Raw genomic sequence first — 25116 nt, 5'->3', positions numbered from 1 at the left:
TTCCGGTCGCGCCGATCCGCCGGGTCCGGTTAGCGTCCGGTCGCATGCACCTGAATGGCAGGACGGCACTGATAACCGGCGGCTCCCGGGGGGATCGGCCGGGCGGTCGTCGGGGCCGGACCCGCTCGCGGTGAGATCCGGTCGCGGTCAGGCGGCGGTCGGGGGTCAGACCCGGTCGAGGGAGCTGTGCGGCTCGGGAGGCAACTCCACGGTGATCTCGTCGCCGGGCCGGATCTCGCCGCCCTCGCGCACCACTCCCATGATTCCGGCGAGCCGGACCAGGTCGCCGGCATCGTCCCGATGCACCACCCGCTTGAGCAGCCCGGACTGGAAGTTCTCGATCTGCGCGCACGGGTTGCGCAGCCCGGTCACCTCGACCACCGCCGCGTCACCGAGCCGGAGCAGCGTGCCGACCGGCAGGCCGAGCAGGTCCACGCCCCGGGATCCTAGTGCGTCGGCCGGCTCGGCCGGCTGCGTCGGTCGAGCCGGCCGCCGGCGCTCGAAGGCAGATGCCCGACGAGCGTGGTACCAGCGTGTGATCTCGATGACTCCTTGGTACCACGCAGGCTCATGCCGTGCCGAGCAGTCGGCGACCCAGTTTGAGCAGTCGTGAGGAAACAATTCCGCGGTGGCCTCCACTACGCTCTGACCCGGCAACCGGGTGATCGCAGACAGTGATCGTCCGAGGTCGTGGGGGAGTCAGCAGATGGCCATGTCACCGTCCGAGTTCCTGATCCGCGAGTCGCGCCGCCGCAGGGTCGCCGCCGGCTTCAGCCAGGAGGCGCTGGGAGAGCGGATGAACTTCTCCGGCTCGCACGTCAGCTCCGTCGAGACCGGTCAGCGTCCGCCGACCCCCAAGTTCCTCGAAGCCGCCGACGAGATATTGGAGACCGGTGGCCTGCTGACGCGTCTCTACGAGGACCTGGTCAAGGCCGACGAGTCACCGGTCTGGGCGCGGGAGTGGCTGTTCTACGAGGAACAGGCCGAGGCCCTACGAACCTTCGAGAGCACTGCGATTCCTGGCCTGCTCCAGACGGAGGCGTACGCGCGAGCGATCTTCGCCAGTGGTGGCCTGCTGACCTCGGAGGAGGTGGAGCGCCGGGTAGCTGCTCGGATGGAGCGGCAGGCCGTGCTGCGTCGAGAAAATCCACCACAGTTCACTGCCGTGCTGGATGCGGGAGCGCTATGCCGCCCGGTGGGCGGTCCCGAGGTGATGCGCGAGCAGTTGCTCCACATTGTAGAGATCACGGAGCTGCCGCACGTCCGTGTGCAGGTCGTGCCGAAATCGGCGGGGGCGTACCCTGGGCTCGGTGGCCCTTTCATCATCGCCACCATGTCGGACAACGAGAATGTCGCGCACCTGGATCATCAGGTTCCGGGCAAGGTGCTGGTCGGCGGCTCGGATTTGACCTGGATCCTGAAGGCGTGGGAGGCGATCCGGTCCGAGGCGTTGCCGCACCATCAGTCGATCGAACTCATCTCGGAGGCGGCGGAGAAGTGGACGACCTGACCAGTGCGCACTGGCGGACGAGTACCCGCAGCAACCAGACCGGGAACTGTGTCGAGGTGGCGGGCAATCTGCCGGGGATCGTCGCGGTGCGGGACAGCAAGGACCGGTCGGGGCCGGTGTTGAGCTTCGCGCCGGTCGCCTGGCGGGCGTTCGTCGACCGGCCACCGACCCGTCAGGGGGCGACGGGGGAGTAGCCAGGGGCGGCCCCGGGTGGACACCGAGTCGCGGGGGGGTGGCGCGGTCTTGCCATAAAACCTACTAAGCAGATAGGTTTAATGGGCTACCATCGCAGCTAGTGGAACGCCTCCCCTGAGGACCAAAGATGATCTCGATTTCTACGCGGCCACGAACGAGCGGACCGGATCCGCTGGCCGTCGCCCACCGGTACGCCTCGGCCGCGGCCGGTCCCGCCGGCTGGCCGGTGCCGCTGCGCTTCGATCCGGCGCAGCGCTGGTACCACCGCCTGGCCGGCGCGGTCGACCACGAGGTGTGGCTGCTCACCTGGCTGCCCGGCCAGCACACCGACCTGCACGACCACGGCGGATCCGCCGGTGCCTTCCTGGTCGTCTCCGGAACGCTTGTCGAGGAGACCGTGGTCCATGGCCGGCTGCGTCCCCGGCAACTCGGTGCCGGCGTCGGTCGCCGGTTCGGCGCCCGGCACGTGCACCAGGTCGGCAATGCCGGTGACCGGCCCGCCGTCAGCGTGCACGTCTACCGTCCCGCGCTGCGCAGCATGACCCGCTACCGGCTGGACCGTGGACGGCTGCGGGTCGCCGAGGTGGCCGAGGCCGGAGTCGCCTGGTGACCGGGCGCGGCATCCGACACGAGTTCCGGACCCGACGCGAGTTCCGGACCCGAGACTACGGAAGGACAGCACGGTGAATCCGACCTACCTCCGGGAGCCGGTCGACGGCTGTCGCGGGGCGCAGGCCCCGGCCGGTTCGCGGAGCATCGACGAGATCCTCGCCGCCGCCCGGGTGCGGCTGCGCCGCCTGGACCCCGAAGCGGGGCACCTCGCCGCCCGCGCCGGTGCGGTACTCGTGGACATCCGCCCCGCCGCACAGCGGGTCGCCACCGGCGCGATCCCCGGCGCGCTGGTGGTGGAGCGGAACGTCCTGGAGTGGCGCTTCGACCCGCGCAGTTCGGCTCGGCTCCCGATCGCCGACCGGTACGACCTGCCGGTCGTCGTCTTCTGCCAGCAGGGGTACACCTCCTCGCTGGCCGCCGCCGCGCTCCAGGACCTCGGCCTGCACCGGGCCACCGACATCGTCGGCGGATTCGTCGCCTGGCGCGGGCTCGGGCTGCCCGCCTTCGGGCCGACCGACGTCTTCGCCCAACCCGACCTCGTCCCGCCGGCGATTCCCCGGCGGGCGCTCACCTGACCCGCGCGCCACCGCACGCGGGCGGACCGGACCAACGTCCCACGAAGGAGTCTCCATGTCGGTCGTCGCCATCCACCCGCGTACGCCGTCGCCGGCCGGGCCGCACCGGGCCGGTGCACCCCGGCGCCGGTCACCGGCCGCCGAGACCGCACCGGTCGTCCGGGTCACCGTCGACCTGCCGCTGCTCGGCGGACGGTTCTCCCCGGAGCTGACCATGCTGCTCGGGCTGGTCCATCAACTGCGCGACCAGGGCGCGGAGGTGCTGACCGAGACCCGCCTGCCGGACGGCACCGCGTCCGCCCTGCCCGACGCGGGGCCCGTTTCCGCGGAAGACAACGGGCCCGGGGCGCTGCGGGTGCTCACCGGTCCCCGGGTGGTGCTCCGGGGCGGGCGGCCGGTCCCGTTCACCCGGCTGGAGTTCGACCTGCTGGTCTTCCTGGCCCGCAACCCCCGGCGGGTGTTCACCCGGTTGCAGTTGCTCAGCAACGTCTGGGGCTACGAGCACGCCATCGCCCGCACCGTGGACGTGCACGTACGCCGGCTGCGTGCCAAGGTGCCCCCGTCGGTGCGGCTGGTGACCACGGTGCACGGCATCGGCTACCGGCTCGCCGACGACGCCCCGGTGCGGATCGACGACGCTGCCTGAGCCTCCCGGCCAGGGCTCAGCCGAGCAGGGCGGCAATCGCAGTGAGCGAGAGGGCGGCGACGATTGTGGAGAGCACCACGACGTCCCGGGCGTGCGACTGCGCCTGCCGATAGTGGGTGGCGAAGACGAAGACGTTCTGTGCGGTCGGCAGCGCCGAGGTGACCACGGCGGCGAGCAGGGCCGGCCCGGTCAGTCCGAGCGCGTACCGGGCGATCAGGTACGCCACCGCCGGCTGCACGACGATCTTGAGTGTGACGGCGACGTACCGCTGGGCCGCCCCGGGACCCGGTGCCAGGGGGCGACTGCCCGGCAGGGACATGCCCAGGGCGAGCAGGGCCAGCGGGACGGCCGCCGAGCCGACCAGGTCGAACGGGCGCAGCAGTTCGGCCGGTGGCTGCCAGCCGGAGAGCGAGACCAGCACCCCGCCGGCCGAGCCGAGCATGATCGGGTTGCGGGTCGGCAGCAGGGCCAGCCGGCGCACCGACAGCCCCCGGTCGGTGGTGGTCACGTCCAGTACCCCGAGAGCCAGGGGTGCCGCCAGCAGCACCTGGAAGATCAGCACCGGGGCGACGAAGGAGACGTCGCCGAGCACGTACGCGGCGACCGGTAGCCCCAGGTTCGCGGCGTTGACGTACGACGCGGACATCGCCCCGACGGTCGCCTCGCCGGCCGGGAGGCGCCAGCCGAAGTGCGCGACGAGCAGATAGACCACCGCCACGATCACGGTGCTCAACACGAACGCGGCGAGCGCCGGGGTGGCCAGATCGGCCACTGTGGACCGGGCCAGGGTGCCGAAGAGAAGTGCCGGGGTGGCGATCAGGAAGACCAGCCGGGCGATGACGGCGGTGCCGTGCGGGCCGAGCAGGTCGTACCGCCCGACGAGGTAGCCGACCAGGGTCACCGACCAGATCACGCCGAATCCCGTCAGCACCCCCCGCATGTTGACCATCCTGCCGGGTGTGCGGAGCGCGAACGGATCTGGTACTAAGAGCGAGCAAGTGATTTCGTTGAGTTTGTCGATTGTCACATTCATGCATCGTCGTGTCCCCTTGACCCTCGCCCCGGTGCCCGGAAGCATCGAGTCAGCGGCGGTTCGGGCCGTGGGGGAACACCCGGAGCAGCCAAGGAGAACCATGTCGGTCAGCCCCGCCTCCTCGCGTACCGGGTGGCACAGCGCCCAGCCGGTCGGCCCCGGCCGACCGCCCGGGGCGTCCCGCCGGCCCGCCGGGTCGGGCGCGCCGACACTGACGGTGACACTGAGCATCCCGCTGGTCGGCAACGACGAGGTGCTGACGGCACCGGCCCGTCGGCTGCTGGAGGCAGCCCGCGAACTTGTCGAACGGGGCGAGGCGACGATCAGCGGTGGCTTCGTCGGCCAGCCGGAGCGCCGCGCCGAGGCCGCCGCGCCGCGTACTGCGGCCCGGCCGGGCACCTCCACCGCGACCGGTGCCAACGAGCTGCACATCCTCGCCGCCTCCCGGTCGGTGTTGCTCGGCGGCGAACCGCTGCCGCTCACCAGGCTGGAGTTCGACCTGCTGATGCACCTGGTGGCGCACCCCCGCCGGGTCTTCACCCGACTCCAGCTCCTCACCGCGGTCTGGGGCTACGAGCACACCGGGGTACGCACCGTGGACGTGCACATCCGGCGGCTGCGCGGCAAGGTCGGCGACGTACCGTTGATCACCACCGTCTACGGCGTCGGCTACCGGCTGGCCGACGACGCCGTGGTGACGGTCGACCGCAACGCCTGATCCCTGTCGGGGTCCGGTTCTCAAGGGGTGGGGTCGGCGTCCCGGGCCAGCAGGGCGGCCTGTACCCGGTTCGTGCAGTCGAGTTTGGTCAGTATCCGGCTCACGTAGGTCTTGATGGTCAGCTCGGTCATCCTTAGCCGCCGGCCCACCTCCGCGTTGGACAGACCCTCGGCGACCAGGCGCAGGATCTCCGACTCGCGGACGGTCAGCGCCGCCAGCCGGTCCCGCGCCTGCCGCTGCCGTTCCCGCTGCGCCGGTTCGGGCGCCACCATGCCGAGCAGCAGCCGGGTGATCGCGGGGGAGAGGTAGGCGTCGCCGTCGTATGCGGCCCGGACGGCCCGGATCAGCTCCTCCGGCGTGCAGTTCTTCAGCACGAACCCGGCGACCCGGGCCTGCACCGCGCGCAGCACGTTCGGCTCCGCGCCGAACGAGGTGAGCAGCACCACCCGCAGTCCGGGCGCCCGTCGGCCGAGTTCGTCGACCACGTCGAGCCCGTCCAGCACCGGCATCCGGATGTCGAGCAGCGCCACGTCGAGCCGGTGCCGCAGCGCCGCGTCGACGGCCGCGCCGCCGTCGGACGCCTCGGCGACCACCTCGACGTCACCGGCCGACTCCAGCACCGTGCGGATGCCGGCCCTGATCAGCGGCTCGTCGTCGGCGAACAGCACCCTGATCATCTCAGCGCACCCCCAGCAGCATGCTCGCCGGCATCGCCACGAACATCAGGGCCGCGGTGGCGAACCCGAGGACCAGGGTCCGGATTTCCGGCCGTCCGGGCGGCCGCCCGGGTTCGTCGGCCGGCCCGGCGGCGGGCAGCATCGCGAGCAACCGCCAGCACCGGGCGCCGCTGTCCGGCTGGGTGGAGTCCCCGGCCTCGACGATCCGGTACGCGACGAAGCCGCCCGCCTGCTCCGCCCTCTCCCGCAGCCCCGCCAGCCCGTGCCCCGCCAGCCCGTGCCCCGCCAGCCCGTGCCCCGTCGGCCCGTGCCCCGTCGGCCCGTGCGGGGCCGACCCGTGCTGGGCCGGTGCCCCGGCCTCGGGCAGCGGGTTGTCGACGGTGAGCAGCAGCGCGTCCGTCTCCCAGCGCAGTCCCACCGTCACCGGCCGCCCCGGGGCGTGCTTGAGCGCGTTCGTCAGCCCTTCCTCCACCACCCGGTACGCCGCCTGCCCGGCCACCTCCGCCAGCGGCACCGCGTCACCCTCCTCGCGCAGCTCGACCGGCATCCCGGCGGCCCGGAACTCCGCCACCAGCGGGCCGATCCGGTCCGTCCCCGGTGCCCGCCGGTCGGTGCCGGACCCGCCGCGCAACGCACCCACCAGCTCGTAGAGCTCGTCCAGGGCGCCGCGCGCCGCCCCGGCGAGCTGCCGCACCGCCTGCCGCTGCACCGGCGGCAGCTCGGCCACCTCCAGCGCGGCGGCCTGCACCGAGACGAGGCTGAGCCGGTGGCCGAGCGAGTCGTGCATGTCCCGGGCGATCCGCAGCCGCTCCCGGAGCTGCTCCTGCTCGGCGAGCAGTTCCCGTTCCCGGCGCAGCTGCCGGTTGTGCCGGTCGAGGCTGGCGACCAACCGGTCGTGCTGGGCCAGGTACCGTCCGACCAGCACCGGCAGCAGGGCGAAGACCAGGTACGTCGAGAGCAGGTTCGGGATCGTCCGCGGATCGGCCGGCGCCGTCAGCAGCTCCACGGCGAGCGCACCGCCCAACGCCCCGGTCAGCATCACGGTGCCGGCCCGGGTCAGCGACTCCCGCCCAGCGTGGTAGGCGGCCCAGAGCAGCAGCACGTACCCGCCGTCGGAGAGCGCGAGGAGCAGCAGCGCGCCGATCAGCCCGGCGACCGCGGCCCGGTGGCGTACCGCGACGACCACCGCGACCAGCGCGGCGTGCCAGGCCACCGCCAGCGGCGCCGGTTCCCGGGCGCCGGCCAGCGCGAGCCCGGTCTCGGCGAGCAGCACGACGACGGGCAGTACGACGACGGGCAGCGGGTGTCGGCGCATGCCAGCAGGTTACGTCCACCGGCAACCCCGCCGGGATGCCGAGCGACGCGTCGACGTTCGTGGACCGGAGTGACCCACTTTCGAGGACTGTCCCGGCGACCGGCGCCGCCTAGCGTGACGGGCGTGATCGAGGTGTACGGGCTGAGCAAGCGCTACGGCGGGACGCTGGCGGTGGACGGGATCTCCTGCACGATCCGCCCCGGGCAGGTGACCGGCTTCCTCGGCCCGAACGGCGCGGGCAAGTCGACGACGATGCGGATGATCCTCGGCCTGGACCGCCCGAGCGCCGGCCGGGTACTCGTCGACGGCCGCACCTATCCCGAGCACCCGGTGCCGCTGCGCGCGGTCGGGGCGCTGCTGGAGGCACGGTCGGCGCACCCTGGACGCAGCGCGTACCACCACCTGCTGTGGCTGGCGCAGAGCAACCGGATCCCGCGTTCCCGGGTCGACGAGGTGCTCGCCCTGGTCGGCCTGGAGAGCGTGTCGAGACGACGGGTCGGGACCTTCTCGCTCGGCATGGTGCAGCGGCTCGGCATCGCCGCCGCACTCCTCGGCGACCCGCCGGTGCTGCTCTTCGACGAACCGGTCAACGGGCTGGACCCGGAGGGCATCCGGTGGATCCGGGAGCTGATGCGCGGGCTCGCCGCCGAGGGACGGACGGTCCTCGTCTCCAGCCACCTGATGAGCGAGATGGCGCTGACGGCGGAGCACCTGGTGGTGATCGGGCAGGGCCGGCTGCTCGCCGACACCGGGATGCGGGAGTTCGTGGCGGCGAACTCCGGCTCGACGGTCCGGATCCGTACCCCCGAGCCGGAACGGCTGCGCGACGTACTGGCGGCCGCCGGGATCCGGGTCGAGACGGGGGAGGACGGTGCGCTGCTGGCGTACGACGTCGAGGCCGCCCGGGTCGGCGACCTGGTCGCGGCCAACCGGCTGACCGTGCACGAGGTGGGCGTGCGGCAGGCATCCCTGGAGGAGGCGTTCATGCGGCTGACCGCCACGGCGGTGCGGTACCGATCGGTCGGAGGCGAACGATGAGCATCGCGCCGGGGACCCCCGGGATCGGTGCGGTGCTGCGGGCCGAACTGACGAAGATCCGTACCCTGCGGTCGACCGTCTGGACACTGCTGCCGACGGTCGTCCTCGGCGTCGGCGTCAGCCTGCTGGCCGGGCTGAGCTTCGCCACCCAGAGCCCGGCACAGCGGCTCAATTTCGACCCGCTGTTCCCCGCCTTCTACGGCCTGACGCTCGGACAGCTCCCGCTGGTGGTCTTCGGGATCCTGGTGATGGCGGGGGAGTACAGCTCCGGCACGATCCGGGTCACCCTGCTCGCGGTGCCGCGCCGGGGCCACTGCTACCTCGGCAAGGTACTCGGCACGGCGCTGCTCGCCGCCGCCGTCGCGCTGCCCACCGTGCTCGTCGGCTTCTTCGCCGCCCAGGCCGCACTCGGCCGGTACGGCGTCGGCCTCGGCGCCGACGGCGCCCTGCCGGCGCTGGTCGGCGGTTTCCTGCACCTGGTGCTGCTCTGCCTCTTCGCGCTCGGCGTCGCGGCGATGCTGCGCAGTCCGGTACGCGCGCTGGCGGTGCTGCTGCCGGTCTTCTTCCTCGGCTCGCAGGGGCTCGGCAACATCCCCGGGCTGCGTGAGGTCACCCAGTATCTGCCGGACCAGACGAGCTGGGTGATCCTGCACCTCGCCGGTCCGCAGGACGAGACCCGCTGGGCCCGGGACTACGGTGCGTGGACCGGGATCGGCCTTCTCCTGCTCTGGACCGCCGCCTCGCTGCTCGGCGGCTACCTGGTACTACGCCGCCGCGACGCCTGAGCCGATCCGCTCGCCTCCGCCGGCCCGGGTCGGCCGGGTCACCTGTGCGGGCCGGCAGGCTTCGCCCGGTCCGGCCCGGGGCAGGATGGTCGGATGAGGGTCCGACCGATCACGCCCGAGCTGCTGGTGCGGGAGCTCGCCGACCGGCTGGCCGGTGAGCGCGCCGACGGCTGGCTGCGGGTGGCCGTCGACGGGCCGCCGGCCGCCGAGCCGGACCGGCTCGCCGACGCGCTCGTCGACCCGCTGCGGGTCCGGGGCCGCCCGGCGGTACGGATCGACGCGGCGGACTTCCTCCGGCCGGCGTCACTCCGCTACGAGCAGGGGCGGACCAATCCGGACGCCTACTATCTCGGCTGGCTCGACGAGCCGGGACTGCGGCGTGAGGTACTCGATCCCGCCGGTCCGGCCGGCTCCGGGCGGATCCTGCCGTCGCTGTGGAACGCCGAGACCGACCGGGCCACCCGGGCCGACTACCTGACGATGCCGCCCGGCGGTGTGCTGCTGGTGAGCGGGTCGATCCTGCTCGGCGGCGGCCTTCCGTTCGACCTGGCGGTGCATCTCGTGCTCTCGCCCGGTGCGTTGGCCCGGCGTACTCCGCAGGCGCAGCGGTGGACCCTGCCGGCGTTCGCCCGGTACGCCGACGAGGTCGCCCCGACGACCTTCGCCGACATCGTGATCCGCCTCGACGACCCCCGCCACCCCGCACTCGTCGAGTAACCCACCAACGGGGCGAAGTTGGCGGTTTGCCGGGGACGGGGGTGGGGTAATCGCGCTGCTCAGAACGGAGCGACCCGGACAATACCGTTCAGGCGACCGCATCCGTTCCTTCGACGGAAAGGCAGGCAGCGCATGCTCGTCAATGAGGCAATCGGCACCCGCCGCTCGGCGGCCGACAGCGACCAGATCCGCCGCGCCCTGCAGGCCCGCTACGACGAGCTGACCGTCGAGTACGACGAGACGTTGGCGCAGAGCCAGGTGCTCCGGCTGGTCGAGGTGGGCGACACGGCCGGCGACGACCAGGCGGACAGCGGTACGAAGACGGCCGAGCGGGACACCGCACAGTCGCTGCTGCGTACCATCCTCGACCGGCGGGCCCAGTTCGAGCACGCGCTCAGCCGGCTGGCCGAGGGGACGTACGGCTGGTGTGAAGGCTGCGGTGACTCGATCCCGGTGGAGCGGCTGGAGATCTTCCCCTCCGCCACCACCTGTGTCACCTGCAAGCAGTCCCGGGAACGCCGGGCGGCCTGAGCGGACGCCGTAGACGACGACGCCAGGTGGACCGCCCCGCCCGTCGCGGGCGCCGCCCTCGGCTTGCCCGTCCCGCCCGGGGCGGGTGAACTGGGGTCATGGGTGAGATCAAGGTCGGCACGGCCTCGTGGACCGACCGGACCCTGCTGGAGTCGGGCTGGTATCCAGCGGGCGCGGACACTCCGGAACGGCGGCTGGCCTACTACGCCGAGCGGTTTCCGCTCGTCGAGGTCGACGCCACCTACTATTCGCCGCCCGCGCAGCGGACCGCCGAGCTGTGGGCCGGGCGCACCCCGGCCGGGTTCACCTTCAACGTCAAGGCGTTCAGCCTGCTCACCGGGCACCCGACCCGGGTCTCCGCGCTCTACAAGGACCTGCGGCCGGAGACGGAGAAGCGCAACGTCTATCCCGGCGACCTGACGGCGCAGGCGTACGAGGAGGTGTGGACCCGGTTCCTCTCCGCGTTGGAGCCGCTGGCCGAAGCCGGCAAACTCGGTGCGCTGCTGTTCCAGTTCCCGCCCTGGTTCACCATCAAGCGGGACAACAAGCAGTATCTGTTGGAGGTTTCGAGGCGCTGCGGTCCGCTGCGGCCGGTCTTCGAGTTCCGGCACGCCTCCTGGTTCGCCGACGGCAACCGGGAGGAGACGCTGGGGTTCCTCCGCGAGCACGAGTTGGCGTACGTCTCGGTCGACATGCCGCAGGGCCACCGCTCGTCGGTGCCGCCGGTGCTGGCCGCCACCGCCGACCTGGCGGTGGTCCGGTTCCACGGGCACAGCGACAGGTGGACCAGCAAGGACATCCACCAGAAGTTCGGCTACCACTACTCGGAGCGGGAGTTGGCGGACTGGGCGCCGAAGCTGCGCGAACTCGCCGACGAGACGACCGAGACGCACGTGTTGTTCAACAACTGCTATCGCGACTACGCCCAGACGAACGCGGCGCGGCTCAACGATCTCCTCGCCGGCTGAGCGACGTCGGGGCTCGTCCACGGGCGGGCTGAGCGACGTCGCGGCCCGTCCGTGGTGGCCGAGGATGCTCCGGTGGCCTGTCAGCCGAGCACGCCGGTCAGGGCACCCACGAGCACGGTGTCGAACGGATCCGCCGGTCTGCCGTCATCGGCCGTGGCGTCGGCGAGCAGCGCGGCGATCCGGGGGTGGCCGCCTGCGGCCGCCACGTGGCGCAGGTAGCCGGCCTGGCGCCGGGTGCCGGGTGCGGCAGCCGCCAGCTCGTTCTGGACGAAGATCGCGGTCAGGGCGTTCAGCAGGGCGAAGGCCTCCAGTTTCCGCCCCGGTGCGGCGGGGTGATCGGCGAGTACGTCGAGCACGTGCTCGAGCAGGTCGATCCCGTGTGGCCCGAGGGTGGGGCGGGTGATGACCAGGGCCGGCACCCACGGATGGCGACGCATGATCCGGCGGGCCTGCCGGCCGACGGCGAGCAGGTCGGCCTGCCAGTCACCGGTGGGAGCGGAGAGGTCGTACTCGGCTGCGACGCTGTCGGTCATCAGGTCGAGCAGATCCTCCCGGTTGGCCACGTAGCGGTAGAGCGAGGCGGCACCGGTGCCCAGCGCGGCGGCGACGCGCCGCATGGAGACGGCTTCGAGACCCTCCCGGTCGGCCACCGCCAGTGCGGCAGTGGTGATCTCCGCGCGGCTGCGCTCGGCGGGGCGTCCGACCGGTGCCTGCTCCGGGCGCATCCAGATCGTCGATTCGTGTTCGGGCACCGCTCCTCCTCGTCGACCCGAGCCTACCGCCTCGGGTACAGTGTTCGCGAACATCGTTTGCAAATAGAGGGGTCCCGATGACGCGCTTTGCCGACAACGGCGGAATCCGCATCGCGTTCGAGGACTTGGGCGGCGCGGGGGGTGAGCCGCTGCTGCTGGTCATGGGACTGGGAGTTTCGCGGTTCTGGTGGCCCGACGGGCTGGTCCGCGAGCTGGTGCGTCGCGGGTTCCACGTCGTGGCGTACGACCAGCGCGACGCGGGCGAGTCCACCCACCTGCCCGACCACCCCGCCGGCTCGCCGCTCAGCGCCCTGCTCCGGCGCCCGGCCCCCGCCTACACCGCCGAGGAGCTGACCGACGACGCCGTCGCCGTGCTGGACGCCCTCGGCTGGCCGCGCGCGCACGTCTTCGGGCACTCCCTGGGCGGACTGGTCGCGCAGCGCATCGCGATCCGCCACCCGGGGCGGGTACTGACCGTCAGCACCTCCGCGGCGGTGCCGAGCGACGCGAGGGGTCTGGGCGTACTCCGCTACCTGCGCCTGACGACGGTGGCGCGGTTCGCCCGGCTGCGCGCCCCCGACACCCCGGCTGGCCGGCTGGCCCTGGCGGTGGCCGTCGGCGGCATCCTGGCACCCGGCCGGCACGTCGACGAGCGCGACGTGCGCGAGTTCGTGGACAGGGACGCCGCGCACGGGGTCACCAGCCTCCGGGACGCCGGGGCGCAGAGCCGTCAGGTCGGCGCGAAATGGCACGGGGACCGGCTCGGCCGGATCGCCGCACCGACGCTGGTACTGCACGGCGACCGTGACCCTCTGCTGCGTACGGCGGCGGCCCGGGACATCGCCGCCGCCGTACCCGGCGCTCGGCTACGCATCCTGCCCGGCCTGGGGCACTTCGTGACAAGCGAGCACTGGACCAGCTACGCCGACGAGATCCACCTGCTCGCCCGGCAGGGGCGCCCGACCGGACCGGCACACGACGTCAGGTAGCGGGATTCACCCGGCCGGGGTGAGCGGGACTCACCCGGGGGAGGGCGAGCATGGCAAGGGTGGGCAGTAGCCGAGCCGGGACGGGGGAACAGTCGTGCCGAACAATTCGTACTCGGTCTTCGAGTCGTCGCTGGACAAGACCAACCTCATCCTCAAGGACATCGAGCAGGCGTACGGGTGGCCGAAGGAGCGCCGCAACCAGTCGTACGCGGCGCTGCGGACCGTACTGCACCTGCTCCGGGATCGGCTGCCGGTGCAGGAGAGCGTGCACTTCGCGGCCCAGTTGCCGGTGCTGGTGCGCGGGATCTACTTCGAGGGCTGGGACCCGAGTGTCGTCCCGATCAAGCTGAACCGGGAGGAGTTCCTCTACGAGGTGCGGGCCGGCTTCCCGTTCGACGTCGAGGGCGGCCCGGCGACCGTGGTGACCACGGTGCTGAACGCGCTGCGCCGGCACGTAACCCAGGGCGAGTGGGACGACGTCAGGTCGAGCATGCCGAACGATCTCACCACGATCATGCCGTAGCAGTCGTGCGGTGGGGATGCCCGCTCGACGAGGGCGCGGTCAGGGTGTCCGGCTGACCGGGACGTCCCGGCGCCGGGCGAGCGCGGCGAGAGCGCCGGCGTCGACGATCGCCGCGCCACCCGGGTCGTTGTTGAAGTAGACGAAGACCGGCTCGGCACCGGGATAGGTAGTGCCGATCCGGTCCAGCCAGGAGCGCAGCGCCGCCCTGCCGTACCGGGGGCGGGGCTCGGCGCGGCCCTCGTGCAGCCGCAGGTAGCCGAAGTCGGCGGTACGCCACAGCGGGGTCACCGGCCGGCCGCGCCGGTCCGCCCAGCACAGGGCCGCGCCGTACCGTTCCAGTACCCGCCGGGTTTCCGCCGTCCACCAGGACGGATGCCTCGGCTCCACGGCGACCCGCACCCCGGCGGGGAACCGGGCCAGCACCTCGGCCAGCGCCGCGACGTCGGCGGGCAGGTTGGGCGGCAGTTGCACCAGCACCGGGCCGAGCCGGTCGCCGAGCGCGGTGGCCCGGTCGAGGAACCGGGCCACGGGTTCGGCCGGCTCCCGCAGCCGCTTCACGTGCGTCAGGTAGCGGCTCATCTTCACCGCCACGCAGAAGTCGTCCGGGGTACGGGCACGCCAGGCGGCGAAGACGTCCCGTTCGGGCAGCCGGTAGAAGGCGTTGTTCACCTCGACCGTGCCGAACCGTTCCGCGTAGTGCTCCAGCCAGCGCCGCTGCGGCAGGCCGGTGTAGAACCGGTCCCGCCAGTCGCGGTACTGCCACCCGGAGGTGCCGACGAGGATCATCTCCGGTCAGTATGCCGGCCCGGCCGCCCCGCCACACGTCGAGCGACCACCGGACCGGGCGGGCCCGGCGCCCCGACCGCCGACCATCGGGGCGCCGGGCGGGCCGGTCGGCGAGCCCTCTCGATCCCCCTCCGGCGGAGACCGCCGCAGGGGGAGGTCGGGGCGCACCGGCCGCGCCGGCACGGTGCGGCAGGTTCAGTGCAGGGTCACCTCGGCGACGAACTGCCGCCGGTGGTCCACCCGCCGCTCGGGCCCGGTCAGCCGGACCGGGACGGTGTGCCGGTGGTCGTCGCTGGAGGCGGAGAGCCGCAGTTCCAGGTCGCCGGGCTCGACCACCCGGTAGCCGAGCCGGCCGGTGAACGAGGAGAGGTCGGCGTGCACCCGGAAGTCCACCTGCCGGCTCTGGCCCGGTTCGAGCGGCACCCGGGCGTACCCGATCAGCCGGACCACCGGGCGGTTCACCTGGGCCACCGGGTCGTGCAGGTAGAGCTGCACGACCTCGGCGCCGGCCCGGTCGCCGTCGTTGCGGACCGAGACCGAGACGGTGACCTCGCCGTCGGTCGGCACCTCCACCGGGCCGTCCGGCGCCGCACCCTCGACCGACACCTCCGGCCAGCTGAACCGGGTGTACGAGAGGCCGTGGCCGAACGGGAAGAGCGGGGTCGGGTCGACGCTGCTGACCTCGGTCTTCTGGCCCAGCGTCGGGTTGAGGTAACTGGTCGGCTGGCCGCCCGGGGTGCGCGGCATGCTCACCGGCAACCGGCCGGACGGGTTGACCGCACCGCTGAGCACCCGGGCCACCGCCGGCCCGCCCTCCTCGCCGGGGAAGAACGCCTGCACCACCGCGGCGAGCCGGTCGACGGTGTCGCCGAGCGCGTAGGGACGGCCGGCGAGCAACACCAGCACCACCGGGGTTCCGGTGTCCAGCAGCGCCGACAGCAGTTCGGCCTGGGCGCCGGGCAGGCGCAGGTCGTCGACGTCGCAGCCCTCGCCGGAGGTGCCGCGGCCGAAGAGTCCGGCCCGGTCGCCGAGTACCGCGACGCAGACGTCAGCTTCGGCGGCCACCGCGGCGGCCGCGCTGATCGCCTCGGCGTCGAGTTCGGCCGGGCCGTCGACGGTGCCGCCGGGCGCGTACTTGATCGGGGTTTCCGGCATCTCGGCCCGGAGCGCGGCCAGCAGGGTGCGGACCTCGACACCCTCCGGCAGTTCCGGGTGCTGCGGGCCGACGTGACTGGGGAAGGTGTAGCAGCCGAGCATTCCGGCGACGTCGTCGGCGAGCGGGCCGACCATGGCGATCCGGCTCTGCGGGCGCAGCGGGAGTGCGTCGGAGTTCGTCAGGAGTACCACCGACTCCTCGGCGATCTCGCGGGCCAGCGCCCGGTTGGCCGGCGGGTCGAGGTCGACGGAGCCCTCGACGACGCCAGGCACTTCGCCGTTGCTCCGCTCGGCGCCGTCGGCGAGCACGGGCGGCACCGGTGACCAGTCCGGGTCGAGCAGGCCGAGTTCGCACTTCTGCCGGAGCACCCGGGTGACCGCCCGGTCGACAAGCGACTCCGGCACGGTGCCGGCCCGGACCGCCTCGAGCAGCGGGGTGCCGTAGGCGTGGCCGGCCGGCAGTTCGACGTCCACCCCGGCGGTCAGGGCGAGCACCGCCGCTTCGGTCAGGTCGGCCGCGACGCTGTTCAGCCGGTGCAGGAAGCTGATCCCGAAGTAGTCGGCGACGACGGTGCCGGTGAAGCCCCAGCGGTCCCGGAGCAGCACGGTGAGCAGCTCGGGATCGGCGGCCGGCGGCACGCCGTCGACGTCGTTGTAGGCGTGCATCACCGACCTGGCGCCGCCGTCGCGCAACGCCATCTCGAAGGGCGGCAGGAGCACGTCGGCCAGCTCGCGGGAGCCGATTGTGACCGGACCGTGGTTGCGGCCCGCCCGGGAGGCGGAGTAGCCGACGAAGTGCTTCAGGGTGGCGACCACGCCTGTCGACTCCAGGCCCCGGACGTACGCGGTGCCGAGGGTGGCCACCAGGTAGGGATCCTCGCCGAGGGACTCCTCGCAGCGTCCCCAGCGCAGGTCGCGGATCACGTCGATCACCGGCGCCAGCCCCTGGTGCACGCCGACCATCCGCAACACCGAGCCGATCTGTCGGCCCATCCGCTCGATCAGCTCGGGGTGGAAGGTCGCACCCCAGGCCAGCGGCGTGGGATAGACGGTCGCCTTCCAGGTCATGAAGCCGGTCAGGCACTCCTCGTGCGCGACGGCCGGGATGCCGAAGCGGCTGGCCGCGACGATCTCCTGCTGCATCCGGGCCAGGGCGCGGGCGCCGAGGGCGGGGTCGATGGGTGCGGTGCCGAACGGGCGGGTGAGCTGGCCGAGGCCGGCACTGATCATCGACCGCCAGTCGGGTGCCTCGCTCGTCATCTCCTGCTGGTGCGGCGCCAGGTCCTCGCCGGTGGAGTCGCCACCGACCCAGACGCCGTACAGCTGGGCGACCTTCTCCTCCAGCGTGAGCCGGCCGAGCAGGTCCTCGACCCGTCGGGCCACGGGCAGTCGCGGGTCCTGCCAGCGGGGCAGGTCGCCGGGAGCCGCGTCGCCGTCCGGCGCCACCTCCTGGCCGGTCCGGGCAGCGGTGAGCTCTCCGTCGTGCGGATGCCCGTCGTGCACCCCCGTGACCTCAAGCCGCTCGACCTCGATCGTCGTCCGACCCGGGTCGGCGGCATTGCGGTTGCTGCTCACGAGCAGACTCCTGTCGCTTGTTGCTGAACTCTTCCGGAGCCGCCGCACGCCGGACCGACGATCTGGACGCGGGCGCACATGTACTTCCGACATGTTTCCGGAAAGTCCGGCCCGCGTCGAGAGGGTACCTCGCGGAAAGTAGCTTGGAGGTTTCCGGAGGGCGCAAGCCTTGACCGTAGGTTCACGGCGTCGTAGCGTGCGCCGCATCACACTGAATTATCGGGCGGGCACCCGAAAGTTTGCGGATCGTCCGGCTCCGCCCGGGTGGGGGACCTCCGGCCGCTGCCGCGAGCGCGTCGGCGGCGACGGCGACGCGTGCGAAGGGATGGCGGTGGCTACTCCTAGAACCAGCAGAACCGTATCCCACACTCTGGGTCGGAGTCCGGTGGAAGTGATGGCCATCTCCGGTGTGCGGGTGCCGGCTGGACACTTTCCGGTGCGGCGGGGGGCGCATCGGGTGCGACGGGCGGGGTGACCCGCCGAGGACGCGGGCGAGCCGGCCGGGCGGGGACCGGCTCGTCCGCCCTCGGCGAGCTGATCTAGACCGCGTACCGACGCCGGTGCTACATTGACAATCATCTCTGCCTTGTCGGGCAGTCGTGCTCACGGAAGAGTCTCGTCCGCCTGGAGGTGCGACATGAGGAGCAGTCGACTTCTCGTCACCGGTGCGGCACTGACCGTCGTACTCGGCGGCGCCGGACTCGCCGTCGCCGACACGACGGCGGCGCCGGGCGACGGGGTCGCGGTGCGGGCCGCCGGAGAGTTCGACTTCAGCCGGCCCGAGACCGTCGCCACCAACCTGCAGGCTCCCTGGGGAATGGCCTTCCTGCCCGACGGCAGCGCACTGGTCGCCGAACGGGACACCGCCCGGGTGGTGCAGATCCGTCCCGGGCAGAGCCCGCAGCAGGTCGCCACCATCTCCGGCGTCTCGCCCGGCGGTGAGGCCGGGCTGCTCGGTCTCGCGGTCTCGCCGAGCTATGCCAGCGACCGCTACGTGTACGCCTACTTCACCTCGGCCAGCGACAACCGGATCGTCCGGTTCCGGCTCGACGCGCCGCAGACCCAGACCCCGATCCTCACCGGGCTGGCCCGGGCCAACTTCCACGACGGCGGGCGGATCGCCTTCGGCCCCGACGGCATGCTCTACGCCGGCGTCGGCGATGCCGGGCAGACCGCCAACTCGCAGAACCCGTCCAGCCGCAACGGCAAGATCCTGCGGATGCGCCCGGACGGCAGCGCCCCGCCGGACAACCCGACCGCCGGCTCGCTCGTCTACAGCATGGGTCACCGCAACGTGCAGGGACTCGCCTGGGACGCCCAGGGCCGGCTCTACGCCAGCGAGTTCGGGCAGAACAGTTGGGACGAGGTCAACTACATCGTGCCGGGCGGCAACTACGGCTGGCCGACAGTGGAGGGCCAGGGCAACGACCCGCGGTTCCGCAACCCGATCGTCACCTGGACGACGGCCGAAGCCTCACCGAGCGGTGCCACCATCGACGGCAACATGCTCTTCGTCGCGGCCCTGCGCGGCACCCGGCTCTGGCAGGTACCGCTGAACGGTAGCGGCGGGGTCTCCGGCAGCCCGATCGCCAGGCTGACCGGCCAGTACGGCCGGCTGCGTACCGTCGAACGCGCCCCGGACGGATCGCTCTGGGTGGCCACCAGCAACCGGGACGGCCGGGGCAGCCCGGCCGCCACCGACGACCGGATCCTGCGGTTCCCGCCGCTCGACGCGACGCCACCGCCGACCACCCGGCCGCCCACCTCGTCGCCGACGCCGAGCCTGCCGCCGACAGTGCCGCCGACCACCACCCCGCCGGCCACCACCACCCCGCCGCCGTCCGGCGGTGCCTGCACCGCGACCTACCGGCAGACGAACCAGTGGCAGGGCGGCTTCCAGGCCGAGGTGACGGTCCGGAACACCAGCACCGGCACGCTGAACGGCTGGACCGTGCGGTGGACCTTCGGCAACGGGCAGACGATCACACAGCTCTGGAGCGGCACGCTGACCGCCAGCGGATCGTCGGTCACGGTCCGGAACGTGAGCTGGAACGGCACGCTCAGCCCCAACGCCTCGGCCACGTTCGGCTTCACCGGCTCGTGGAACGGCACCAACAACCCGCCCGGCGAACTCACCTGCACGAGTCCCTGACCCCGGCCGGCGCCGCCCGGACGCCCTGACGCTGCCCGGACGCCCTGACGCTGCCCGGACGCCCTGACGCCGCATGGACGCTCTGACGCTGCCCGGTCGACTCAGCCGGGGCGGGGACCGGTCGCCCGGTCCGGAACCAGTTCCGGGCGCGGCGCGCGGATCGGGGTCGTGGTGGCGACGGCGGCGACGGTGAGGCAGGCGAGCCCGGCGGCGAGGCAGACGGGTGCGCTGCCGTACCGGGCGACCGCGCCGGTGAGCACTGTCGCGCCGAGCGGCCCGAGCGCGGAGTGCAGGGTCCAGAACGCCGAGGTCACCCGGCCGAGCAGATGCTCCGGGGTGACCTGCTGGCGCAACGACATCGAACAGATCCCGGCCAGGCTGGTCCCGAACGTGTAGGTGGCGACCAGCAGGGCTAGCACGGGTACCTGCCGGGTCAGTCCGACGCCGGCCACGGCCAGGCCGCTCAGCGCGTACGCCCCGATCCAGCACGCGCCGAAGCCCAGCGCACGGCGGACCGGCGCGACAAGTAGGGCGGCCACGATCGTGCCGCCGGCCGCGGCGGCGAGGACGTGCCCGACGGTGTTGTCGGAGCGGCCGAGATCGTGCTTCACGTGGTAGACGAAGACGTCGGTCAACCCGATGGTCAGGAAGGTCAGCACCGACAGCAGGAGCGTCAGCGCGCGCAGTACCGGATTCTGCCACAGGAACCGCACCCCGACCAGCAGGTCGGCCAAGCCGGACCGGTGCACCCCGCCGGAACGCCCGGAGCCGTCGGTCCCGTCGGCAGGGTCGGTGCCGTCGGAACGCCCGTTGCCGTCGGCAGGGTCGGTGTTGCCTCCGGGCACGGGGAGGGAATCGTCGGACCCGTCTGAGCTGCTGGCGGCAGGGATGCCCCGGGCGCGGTGTCCCGCCGGGACACGGAGCCGCACGAAGCAGAGGCCGAGCGCGGCCAGCGCGAAGGTGCCGGCGTCGATCGCGATCGCGGCGGTCGGACCGACGGCTGCGGAGAGCAGGCCGGCCAGTACCGGACCGACGACGCCGGCCGCCGCGTACGTCGCGTACAGCTGGCCGTTCGCCCGGGTGATCCGGTCGGGGCCGACCAGCGCCGGTACGGCGGCCACGTAGCCGACCTGGAAGATCATTCCGGCGGCGGCGCAGGCCGGCGCGACCAGGAACACCAGCCAGAGCTGCGGCCCGAGGAGCCAGCCGAGCGGGATGCTGGCGTATCCGGCGGCCCGGAACAGGTCGCAGCCGAGCAGCAGGAGCCGGCGGTCCACCCGGTCGACCAGGTGACCGGCGACGATCCCGGCTCCCACCGACGCCGCGCCGACCAGCCCGGTCAGCAGACCCATCCGGGCCACCGAGCCGGTCGCCTCCAGCACCAGCAGCGGCACCGCGAGCAGCGAGAAGGCGTCGCCGAGTGCGGAGAGCGCCTGCCCGGCCCAGAAGAGTGGAAAGTCCCGGTCCCGCCGGGCCGCCCGGTCGGTCGAGGACCCGTGGTCCGGGGTCGCGGAGGCCGCCTTCGCGGTGGTCACCTGCCTGAGCTGGCCGAGCGGGACAGCTTTCGCAGGGTGTCGACGATCCACTCCTCGGCGCGGGACCGGGTCACACCGAGTTCGACAAGGATCCGCGCGCCCGGCTCGTCCTCGGTGGCCAGCAGGCCGAGCAGGATGTGCTCGGTGCCGACGTAGTTGTGGCCGAGCCGGAGCGCCTCGGCGAAGGTGCGGTCCCGCACCTGCTTGGCTCCGGCGGAGAACGGCAGGTGGCCCGAGCCCTCCGCCGGCCGCACCGGCTCGCCGGGCCGCACCGGCTCGGCGGGCGTGCGGGCGTCGGCTGCGGTGGGGGCGGGGGCGGTCCCGGGTACGCCGGCCCGGATCTGCTCGGCGGAGGCGCCGAGTGCGGTGATCGCCCGGCCGGCCAGGCCCGCCGGCTCGTGCAGGATGCCGAGCAGCAGGTGTTCGGTGCCGACCTCGGCGCTGCCGGCGTACCTGGCCTCGGCCTGGGCCTGCGTCACCACGTTGCGGGCCCGGTCGGTGAACCGGGCGAGGACGCCGGCCGGAATCGCGTCGTCCTGCTCGGCCCGCCGGGTCACGAAGCGCTTCTGCACGGCCTGCTTGCTGACCCCCATGCTCTGCCCGATCTCGGTCCAGGAGGCACCGGAACGGCGGGCCCGGTCGACGAAGTGTCCGATCAGGTGGTCGGCGAGGTCACCTAGGTACTCGCCGACGAGTACCGCGTCGGCGACCCGGTCGAGGGGGTCCCCGGCGGGATGCTGGCGGCGGACGTACTCGACGAGGTCGTCGAGACGAACCGGTAGGCGTTCCATGCGTCAACCGTAAGTTGACGCAGGCGGATCGTCAACCTCCGGTTGACTGAGTGGTCGTCCGGATGGTGCCGAAGACCGGGACGCTCAGACCGGTACGCCCGGCCGGCGGCCCCGGTCGGCGACGGCCTCCCGCATGCCCCGGACCGCGAGCTGGTCCGCCCGCTCGTTCTCCGGATGCCCCGCGTGCCCCTTCACCCAGTGCCACCGCACCTGGTGCCGGGCGGCCGCGGCCTCCAGCCGCTGCCACAGGTCGGCGTTCTTGACCGGCTGCTTCGCGGCGGTCCGCCAGCCGTTGCGCTTCCAGTTCGGCAGCCACCTGGTGATGCCGTCCCGGACGTAGGTGCTGTCGACGTAGATCTGCACCGCCACCGGTCGGGTCAGGCTCTCCAGCGCCTGGATGGCCGCCATCAGCTCCATCCGGTTGTTCGTGGTCGGCACCGCCTCGCCGCCGTGGAGTTCCTTCTCCACCGTCCCGTACCGCAGCACGGCGCCCCAGCCGCCGGGACCGGGGTTACCGCTGCACGCGCCGTCGGTGAAGATCTGCACGAACTGCTCTGTCACCCGGGCAACATACCCGCCCGGTCAGCCGAACAGCGCGCTGACCGACTCCCCGTTGTGGATCCTGCGCATCGCCTCGGCCAGCGCCGGGGCGACGGAGAGCACGGTGAGCTTGTCGGTGTGGTCGCCCGCCGGGATCGGCACCGTGTTCGTGCAGACGATCTCGGCGACGTCCGGCTCGGCCGAGAGCCGGCGCAGCGCCTGCGCGGCGAAGAGCCCGTGCGTGCAGGCCACCCGTACGCTGCGCACCTTCTGCTCGCGCAGCCGGTCGAGCAGCTCGAAGACCGTACTGCCCTTGGCGATCTCGTCGTCCAGCACGATGACGTCCCGGTCGACCACGTCACCGATCACCGTGCTGATCACCACCTTGTCGTCGGAGAACCGCTGCTTGGCCCCGGCCGCCACCGGCACCTTCAGCAGCCGGGCGAACGCGGCGGCCTGCTTGGCGTTGCCGAGGTCCGGCGAGACCACCACCGTGTCGGTCAGGTCGTAGCCCCGGAAGTGCGTGGCCAGCTCGCGCAGCGCGTGCAGGTGGTCGACCGGGATACTGAAGAAGCCGTGCACCTGCGGCGAGTGCAGGGTGATCGCCAGGATCCGGCCCGCTCCGGCCGTACTGAGCAGGTCGGCGACCAGCCGTCCGCCGATCGAGATGCGCGGGGCGTCCTTCTTGTCACTGCGGGCGTACGCGTAGTGCGGCATCACCACCGTGATCCGGCCCGCCGAGGCGCCCCGGGCGGCGTCCAGCATCAGCAGCAGCTCGACCAGGTGCTCCTGCACCGGCGGCACCAGCGGCTGGATCAGGAAGACGTCCCGCTCCCGGCAGTTCGCCTGCAACTGCACCTCCAGGCAGTCGTTGGCGAACCGGGAGATCCGGGTGGGCAGCAGGGGAACGCCGAGGTGGTGGCAGATCTCGGTGGCGAGTTCGGGGTGGGCACTGCCGGTGAAGACCGCGATGTCACGCACGGGGCCACTCTAGTGAAACGGCCGCCGGCCGGCCGGACCTGGGACGCCGGTGGCGTTCCCGTGTCGCCGGCCGGCACGCCGTGGCCGGTCTGCCGGTGGTGTGCCGGCACCGACGATGGAGTGTGGCGATTGACGGCGGTTGCCGGTGTTGTCGGTTTGCCCAGCGAACCCGATCGTCCGGCAGATCGAGTTCCGTCGAACGGCTCCGGGGGTATGGCGCGATCGTTTCGCGCCGGCAACGAACACCTCGCGGCCGGCGCCGACCATGTCCGAGCTGGAGGGGGAACGAGATGGCTCTCACCCGACGTGGCTTCCTCGAGGCGTCCGCCGCGACGGCGTTCGGCACGCTGTGGACGCCGGGGGAGCCGGCGGCACCGCCGGACTTCCCGGCCGAGGTGCCGGTGCGGCGCGAGGCGTACCGGAACTGGGCCGGGGAGATCCAGGCCGACGGTGTCTGGACCTGCACCCCGCGCGACGCGACCGACGTGCTGGCCGTGACCAACTGGGCCCGGCGGAACGGCTACCAGGTGCGGGCCCGTGGCTACCGGCACACCTGGGCGCCGCTGACCCTGCCCGCCGACGGCGCCGCCGGCCGCACCGTGCTGGTGGACACCACCCGGCACCTGACCTCGATGGCGGTGCTCTCCACCGCACCGGCGGCGGTGCGGGTGCAGACCGGCGCCTCGATGGACGACTTCCTCGCCTTCCTGGAGGAGCACGGGCTCGGCGTCACCAACACCCCCGCCCCCGGCGACCTGAGCGTCGGCGGGGTGCTGGCGATCAACGGACACGGCACCAGCGTGCCGGCCGACGGGGAGGCCCCGGCACCCGGACACAGCTACGGGACGCTGAGCAACCTGATCCTCTCGCTCACCGCCGTGGTCTGGGACGCGGCGACCGACGGGTACGTGCTGCGCACCTTCGACCGCGCCGACCCGGAGTGCGCGGCGCTGCTCACCCATGTCGGCCGGGCCTTCGTGACCGAGGTGACGCTGCGGGTCGGCGCGAACCAGAACCTCCGGTGCGTCAGCCGGGTCGACATCCCGGCCGCCGAGCTGTTCGGCGCCCCGGGCACCGGCGGGCGCACCCTGACCAGCTTCGTGGCGGCGGCCGGGCGGGTCGAGGCGATCTGGTTCGCCTTCACCGACAACCCGTGGCTGAAGGTCTGGAGCGTCAGCCCGACCCGGCCGCTGACCTCCCGGCCGGTGCTCACCCCGTACAACTACGTCTTCTCCGACAACGTCCCCGAGCCGGTCTCCGAGCTGGCCGAGCAGCTGCTGGGCGGGGCCTGGGAACTCACCCCGACGTTCGGGCAGGTGCAGTACACCACCGCCGCCGCCGGGCTGACCGGCACGCTCGCCACCGACCTGTGGGGTCCGTCGAAGAACCTGCTGCTCTACGTCAAGCCGACCACGCTGCGGGAGACCGCCAACGGGTACGCGGTGCACACCAGCCGGGGCTCGGTGCAGCGGGTGGTGCACGAGTTCGCCCGGTTCTACCGGCGGCAGTTGGCCGCGTACCAGTCCCGGGGCGAGTTCCCGGTCACCGGGCAGGTGGAGATCCGGGTCGCCGGAGTGGACCGGGCGGCCGATGTCGGCGTACCCGGGGCGCAGCCACCGGCACTGTCGGCGGCCCGGCCCCGGGCCGACCACCCGGAGTGGGACTGCGTGGTCTGGTTCGACGTGCTCACCTTCCCGACCGCGCCCCGGGCACACGCCTTCTACCGCGAGATGGAGAACTTCTTCTTCGGCAACTACACCGGCTCGTACGCCGGCTGCCGGGTCGAGTGGTCGAAGGGCTGGGGCTACACCGACGCCGCCGCCTGGGCCGACCCGACGATGCTGACCCGGACCGTGCCGGACTCCTACCGGCACGCGCCCGACCCGACCTGGGACCGGGCGGTGGAACAGTTGAACGGCCACGACCCGCACCGGGTGTTCAGCAACGCCTTCCTCGACGTGCTGCTGCCCGCGACGTCCTGACCCCGGTCGGCGCCGACCGGCTCACCCCGGTCGTC

The 25116-nt window shown here is 72.7% G+C and carries 26 protein-coding genes; 15 read left to right on the top strand and 11 right to left on the bottom strand.

Annotation, left to right across the window (positions count from 1 at the left end; genetic code table 11):
• Positions 1 to 165: 165 nt before the first annotated feature.
• The gene (locus ACN28A_RS31980) at positions 166 to 435 is read right to left on the bottom strand and encodes an MOSC domain-containing protein (protein ID WP_421401668.1); all 270 of its coding nucleotides are present in this window, start codon (positions 433 to 435) and stop codon (positions 166 to 168) included.
• Between the two features lie 271 nt (positions 436 to 706).
• On the opposite strand from ACN28A_RS31980, the gene ACN28A_RS31975 reads away from it, so the two are divergent.
• From ACN28A_RS31975 to ACN28A_RS31955, 5 genes are all read left to right on the top strand, one after another.
• Positions 707 to 1510: a helix-turn-helix domain-containing protein gene (locus ACN28A_RS31975; protein ID WP_421401666.1), complete on the top strand. Its 804-nt coding sequence runs from the start codon at positions 707 to 709 to the stop codon at positions 1508 to 1510.
• On the top strand, positions 1498 to 1704 hold the full coding sequence (locus tag ACN28A_RS31970) for a DUF397 domain-containing protein (protein WP_421401663.1): 207 nt from the start codon (positions 1498 to 1500) through the stop codon (positions 1702 to 1704). Before ACN28A_RS31975 ends, ACN28A_RS31970 begins: the two co-directional genes overlap by 13 nt.
• Before the next feature lie 128 nt (positions 1705 to 1832).
• Positions 1833 to 2315 (top strand): cysteine dioxygenase, encoded by a 483-nt coding sequence (locus ACN28A_RS31965; protein ID WP_421401661.1) that lies wholly within the window; start codon positions 1833 to 1835, stop codon positions 2313 to 2315.
• 145 nt (positions 2316 to 2460) lie between these two features.
• On the top strand, positions 2461 to 2892 hold the full coding sequence (locus ACN28A_RS31960) for a rhodanese-like domain-containing protein (protein WP_421404748.1): 432 nt from the start codon (positions 2461 to 2463) through the stop codon (positions 2890 to 2892).
• Between the two features lie 55 nt (positions 2893 to 2947).
• On the top strand, positions 2948 to 3538 hold the full coding sequence (locus tag ACN28A_RS31955; RefSeq protein WP_421401659.1) for a winged helix-turn-helix domain-containing protein: 591 nt from the start codon (positions 2948 to 2950) through the stop codon (positions 3536 to 3538).
• Between the two features lie 16 nt (positions 3539 to 3554).
• Here ACN28A_RS31955 and ACN28A_RS31950 read toward each other — a convergent pair whose 3' ends face one another.
• A complete protein-coding gene (locus tag ACN28A_RS31950) occupies positions 3555 to 4478 on the bottom strand; it encodes an AEC family transporter (RefSeq protein ID WP_421401657.1) in 924 nt (307 codons plus the stop codon).
• A gap of 193 nt (positions 4479 to 4671) precedes the next feature.
• Here ACN28A_RS31950 and ACN28A_RS31945 point away from each other — a divergent pair, with 193 nt between their 5' ends.
• On the top strand, positions 4672 to 5289 hold the full coding sequence (locus ACN28A_RS31945; protein ID WP_421401655.1) for a winged helix-turn-helix domain-containing protein: 618 nt from the start codon (positions 4672 to 4674) through the stop codon (positions 5287 to 5289).
• A gap of 20 nt (positions 5290 to 5309) precedes the next feature.
• Here the strand turns inward: ACN28A_RS31945 and ACN28A_RS31940 are convergent, their stop codons facing one another.
• Positions 5310 to 5966, bottom strand: coding sequence for a response regulator (locus ACN28A_RS31940; protein ID WP_421401652.1), 657 nt, complete (start codon positions 5964 to 5966; stop codon positions 5310 to 5312).
• A gap of 1 nt (position 5967) precedes the next feature.
• A complete protein-coding gene (locus ACN28A_RS31935; protein ID WP_421401650.1) occupies positions 5968 to 7281 on the bottom strand; it encodes a sensor histidine kinase in 1314 nt (437 codons plus the stop codon).
• Between the two features lie 123 nt (positions 7282 to 7404).
• Here ACN28A_RS31935 and ACN28A_RS31930 point away from each other — a divergent pair, with 123 nt between their 5' ends.
• The 5 genes from ACN28A_RS31930 to ACN28A_RS31910 all read left to right on the top strand — a co-directional run bounded on the left by ACN28A_RS31930 (position 7405) and on the right by ACN28A_RS31910 (position 11320).
• The gene (locus tag ACN28A_RS31930) at positions 7405 to 8319 is read left to right on the top strand and encodes an ATP-binding cassette domain-containing protein (protein WP_421401648.1); all 915 of its coding nucleotides are present in this window, start codon (positions 7405 to 7407) and stop codon (positions 8317 to 8319) included.
• Entirely contained in the window at positions 8316 to 9104 is a 789-nt protein-coding gene (locus ACN28A_RS31925) for an ABC transporter permease subunit (RefSeq protein ID WP_421401645.1), read from the top strand. Before ACN28A_RS31930 ends, ACN28A_RS31925 begins: the two co-directional genes overlap by 4 nt.
• A gap of 93 nt (positions 9105 to 9197) precedes the next feature.
• Positions 9198 to 9821 (top strand): uridine kinase, encoded by a 624-nt coding sequence (locus ACN28A_RS31920; RefSeq protein ID WP_421401642.1) that lies wholly within the window; start codon positions 9198 to 9200, stop codon positions 9819 to 9821.
• Between the two features lie 132 nt (positions 9822 to 9953).
• On the top strand, positions 9954 to 10352 hold the full coding sequence (locus ACN28A_RS31915; RefSeq protein WP_421401640.1) for a TraR/DksA family transcriptional regulator: 399 nt from the start codon (positions 9954 to 9956) through the stop codon (positions 10350 to 10352).
• Between the two features lie 98 nt (positions 10353 to 10450).
• Positions 10451 to 11320 (top strand): DUF72 domain-containing protein, encoded by an 870-nt coding sequence (locus ACN28A_RS31910; protein ID WP_421401638.1) that lies wholly within the window; start codon positions 10451 to 10453, stop codon positions 11318 to 11320.
• 80 nt (positions 11321 to 11400) lie between these two features.
• On the opposite strand, the gene ACN28A_RS31905 is transcribed toward ACN28A_RS31910, so the two are convergent.
• Positions 11401 to 12072, bottom strand: coding sequence for a TetR/AcrR family transcriptional regulator (locus ACN28A_RS31905; protein ID WP_421401637.1), 672 nt, complete (start codon positions 12070 to 12072; stop codon positions 11401 to 11403).
• A 77-nt stretch (positions 12073 to 12149) separates the two neighbouring features.
• On the opposite strand from ACN28A_RS31905, the gene ACN28A_RS31900 reads away from it, so the two are divergent.
• Entirely contained in the window at positions 12150 to 13061 is a 912-nt protein-coding gene (locus tag ACN28A_RS31900; protein WP_421401634.1) for an alpha/beta fold hydrolase, read from the top strand.
• Between the two features lie 94 nt (positions 13062 to 13155).
• Positions 13156 to 13584: a DUF2267 domain-containing protein gene (locus ACN28A_RS31895; protein WP_421401631.1), complete on the top strand. Its 429-nt coding sequence runs from the start codon at positions 13156 to 13158 to the stop codon at positions 13582 to 13584.
• A gap of 39 nt (positions 13585 to 13623) precedes the next feature.
• On the opposite strand, the gene ACN28A_RS31890 is transcribed toward ACN28A_RS31895, so the two are convergent.
• Together ACN28A_RS31890 and ACN28A_RS31885 are read right to left on the bottom strand one after the other, a co-directional pair.
• Positions 13624 to 14370 carry a DUF72 domain-containing protein gene (locus tag ACN28A_RS31890; RefSeq protein ID WP_421401629.1) on the bottom strand — a complete coding sequence of 249 codons (747 nt, stop codon included), beginning with the start codon at positions 14368 to 14370 and terminating at the stop codon, positions 13624 to 13626.
• Positions 14371 to 14565: 195 nt separating this feature from the next.
• A complete protein-coding gene (locus ACN28A_RS31885) occupies positions 14566 to 17100 on the bottom strand; it encodes a glycoside hydrolase family 3 N-terminal domain-containing protein (protein WP_421401626.1) in 2535 nt (844 codons plus the stop codon).
• Between the two features lie 637 nt (positions 17101 to 17737).
• On the opposite strand from ACN28A_RS31885, the gene ACN28A_RS31880 reads away from it, so the two are divergent.
• Positions 17738 to 19252 (top strand): PQQ-dependent sugar dehydrogenase, encoded by a 1515-nt coding sequence (locus ACN28A_RS31880; RefSeq protein ID WP_421401623.1) that lies wholly within the window; start codon positions 17738 to 17740, stop codon positions 19250 to 19252.
• A 101-nt stretch (positions 19253 to 19353) separates the two neighbouring features.
• Here ACN28A_RS31880 and ACN28A_RS31875 read toward each other — a convergent pair whose 3' ends face one another.
• The 4 genes from ACN28A_RS31875 to ACN28A_RS31860 form a co-directional block, all read right to left on the bottom strand.
• Positions 19354 to 20787 carry an MFS transporter gene (locus tag ACN28A_RS31875; protein ID WP_421401621.1) on the bottom strand — a complete coding sequence of 478 codons (1434 nt, stop codon included), beginning with the start codon at positions 20785 to 20787 and terminating at the stop codon, positions 19354 to 19356.
• The gene (locus tag ACN28A_RS31870; RefSeq protein ID WP_421401618.1) at positions 20784 to 21578 is read right to left on the bottom strand and encodes a Clp protease N-terminal domain-containing protein; all 795 of its coding nucleotides are present in this window, start codon (positions 21576 to 21578) and stop codon (positions 20784 to 20786) included. Before ACN28A_RS31870 ends, ACN28A_RS31875 begins: the two co-directional genes overlap by 4 nt.
• An 84-nt stretch (positions 21579 to 21662) precedes the next feature.
• The gene (rnhA, locus tag ACN28A_RS31865) at positions 21663 to 22139 is read right to left on the bottom strand and encodes a ribonuclease HI (RefSeq protein WP_421401615.1); all 477 of its coding nucleotides are present in this window, start codon (positions 22137 to 22139) and stop codon (positions 21663 to 21665) included.
• 21 nt (positions 22140 to 22160) lie between these two features.
• The gene (locus tag ACN28A_RS31860) at positions 22161 to 23099 is read right to left on the bottom strand and encodes a ribose-phosphate diphosphokinase (protein WP_421401614.1); all 939 of its coding nucleotides are present in this window, start codon (positions 23097 to 23099) and stop codon (positions 22161 to 22163) included.
• A 290-nt stretch (positions 23100 to 23389) separates the two neighbouring features.
• Between ACN28A_RS31860 and ACN28A_RS31855 the strand changes: the two genes are divergently transcribed.
• A complete protein-coding gene (locus tag ACN28A_RS31855; protein ID WP_421401612.1) occupies positions 23390 to 25081 on the top strand; it encodes a cholesterol oxidase substrate-binding domain-containing protein in 1692 nt (563 codons plus the stop codon).
• The last annotated feature ends 35 nt before the right edge of the window (positions 25082 to 25116 follow it).

It is taken from the genome of Plantactinospora sp. WMMB782, from assembly GCF_049179135.1.
GTDB lineage: Bacteria > Actinomycetota > Actinomycetes > Mycobacteriales > Micromonosporaceae > Plantactinospora.
Note: the sequence above shows the minus strand (reverse complement) of the source record. Positions and strands in the feature narration are given on the sequence as shown.

Bases quoted from the DNA above. Each gene is read 5' to 3' on its own strand.
- ACN28A_RS31950 (WP_421401657.1), bottom strand. From the start codon at position 4,478: ATGCGGGGGGTGCTGACGGGATTCGGCGTGATCTGGTCGGTGACCCTG.
- ACN28A_RS31900 (WP_421401634.1), top strand. From the start codon at position 12,150: ATGACGCGCTTTGCCGACAACGGCGGAATCCGCATCGCGTTCGAGGAC.
- ACN28A_RS31945 (WP_421401655.1), top strand. From the start codon at position 4,672: ATGTCGGTCAGCCCCGCCTCCTCGCGTACCGGGTGGCACAGCGCCCAG.
- ACN28A_RS31965 (WP_421401661.1), top strand. From the start codon at position 1,833: ATGATCTCGATTTCTACGCGGCCACGAACGAGCGGACCGGATCCGCTG.
- ACN28A_RS31870 (WP_421401618.1), bottom strand. From the start codon at position 21,578: ATGGAACGCCTACCGGTTCGTCTCGACGACCTCGTCGAGTACGTCCGC.
- ACN28A_RS31910 (WP_421401638.1), top strand. From the start codon at position 10,451: ATGGGTGAGATCAAGGTCGGCACGGCCTCGTGGACCGACCGGACCCTG.
- ACN28A_RS31890 (WP_421401629.1), bottom strand. From the start codon at position 14,370: ATGATCCTCGTCGGCACCTCCGGGTGGCAGTACCGCGACTGGCGGGAC.
- ACN28A_RS31915 (WP_421401640.1), top strand. From the start codon at position 9,954: ATGCTCGTCAATGAGGCAATCGGCACCCGCCGCTCGGCGGCCGACAGC.
- ACN28A_RS31925 (WP_421401645.1), top strand. From the start codon at position 8,316: ATGAGCATCGCGCCGGGGACCCCCGGGATCGGTGCGGTGCTGCGGGCC.
- ACN28A_RS31940 (WP_421401652.1), bottom strand. From the start codon at position 5,966: ATGATCAGGGTGCTGTTCGCCGACGACGAGCCGCTGATCAGGGCCGGC.
- ACN28A_RS31920 (WP_421401642.1), top strand. From the start codon at position 9,198: ATGAGGGTCCGACCGATCACGCCCGAGCTGCTGGTGCGGGAGCTCGCC.
- ACN28A_RS31955 (WP_421401659.1), top strand. From the start codon at position 2,948: ATGTCGGTCGTCGCCATCCACCCGCGTACGCCGTCGCCGGCCGGGCCG.
- ACN28A_RS31935 (WP_421401650.1), bottom strand. From the start codon at position 7,281: ATGCGCCGACACCCGCTGCCCGTCGTCGTACTGCCCGTCGTCGTGCTG.
- ACN28A_RS31975 (WP_421401666.1), top strand. From the start codon at position 707: ATGGCCATGTCACCGTCCGAGTTCCTGATCCGCGAGTCGCGCCGCCGC.
- ACN28A_RS31855 (WP_421401612.1), top strand. From the start codon at position 23,390: ATGGCTCTCACCCGACGTGGCTTCCTCGAGGCGTCCGCCGCGACGGCG.
- ACN28A_RS31880 (WP_421401623.1), top strand. From the start codon at position 17,738: ATGAGGAGCAGTCGACTTCTCGTCACCGGTGCGGCACTGACCGTCGTA.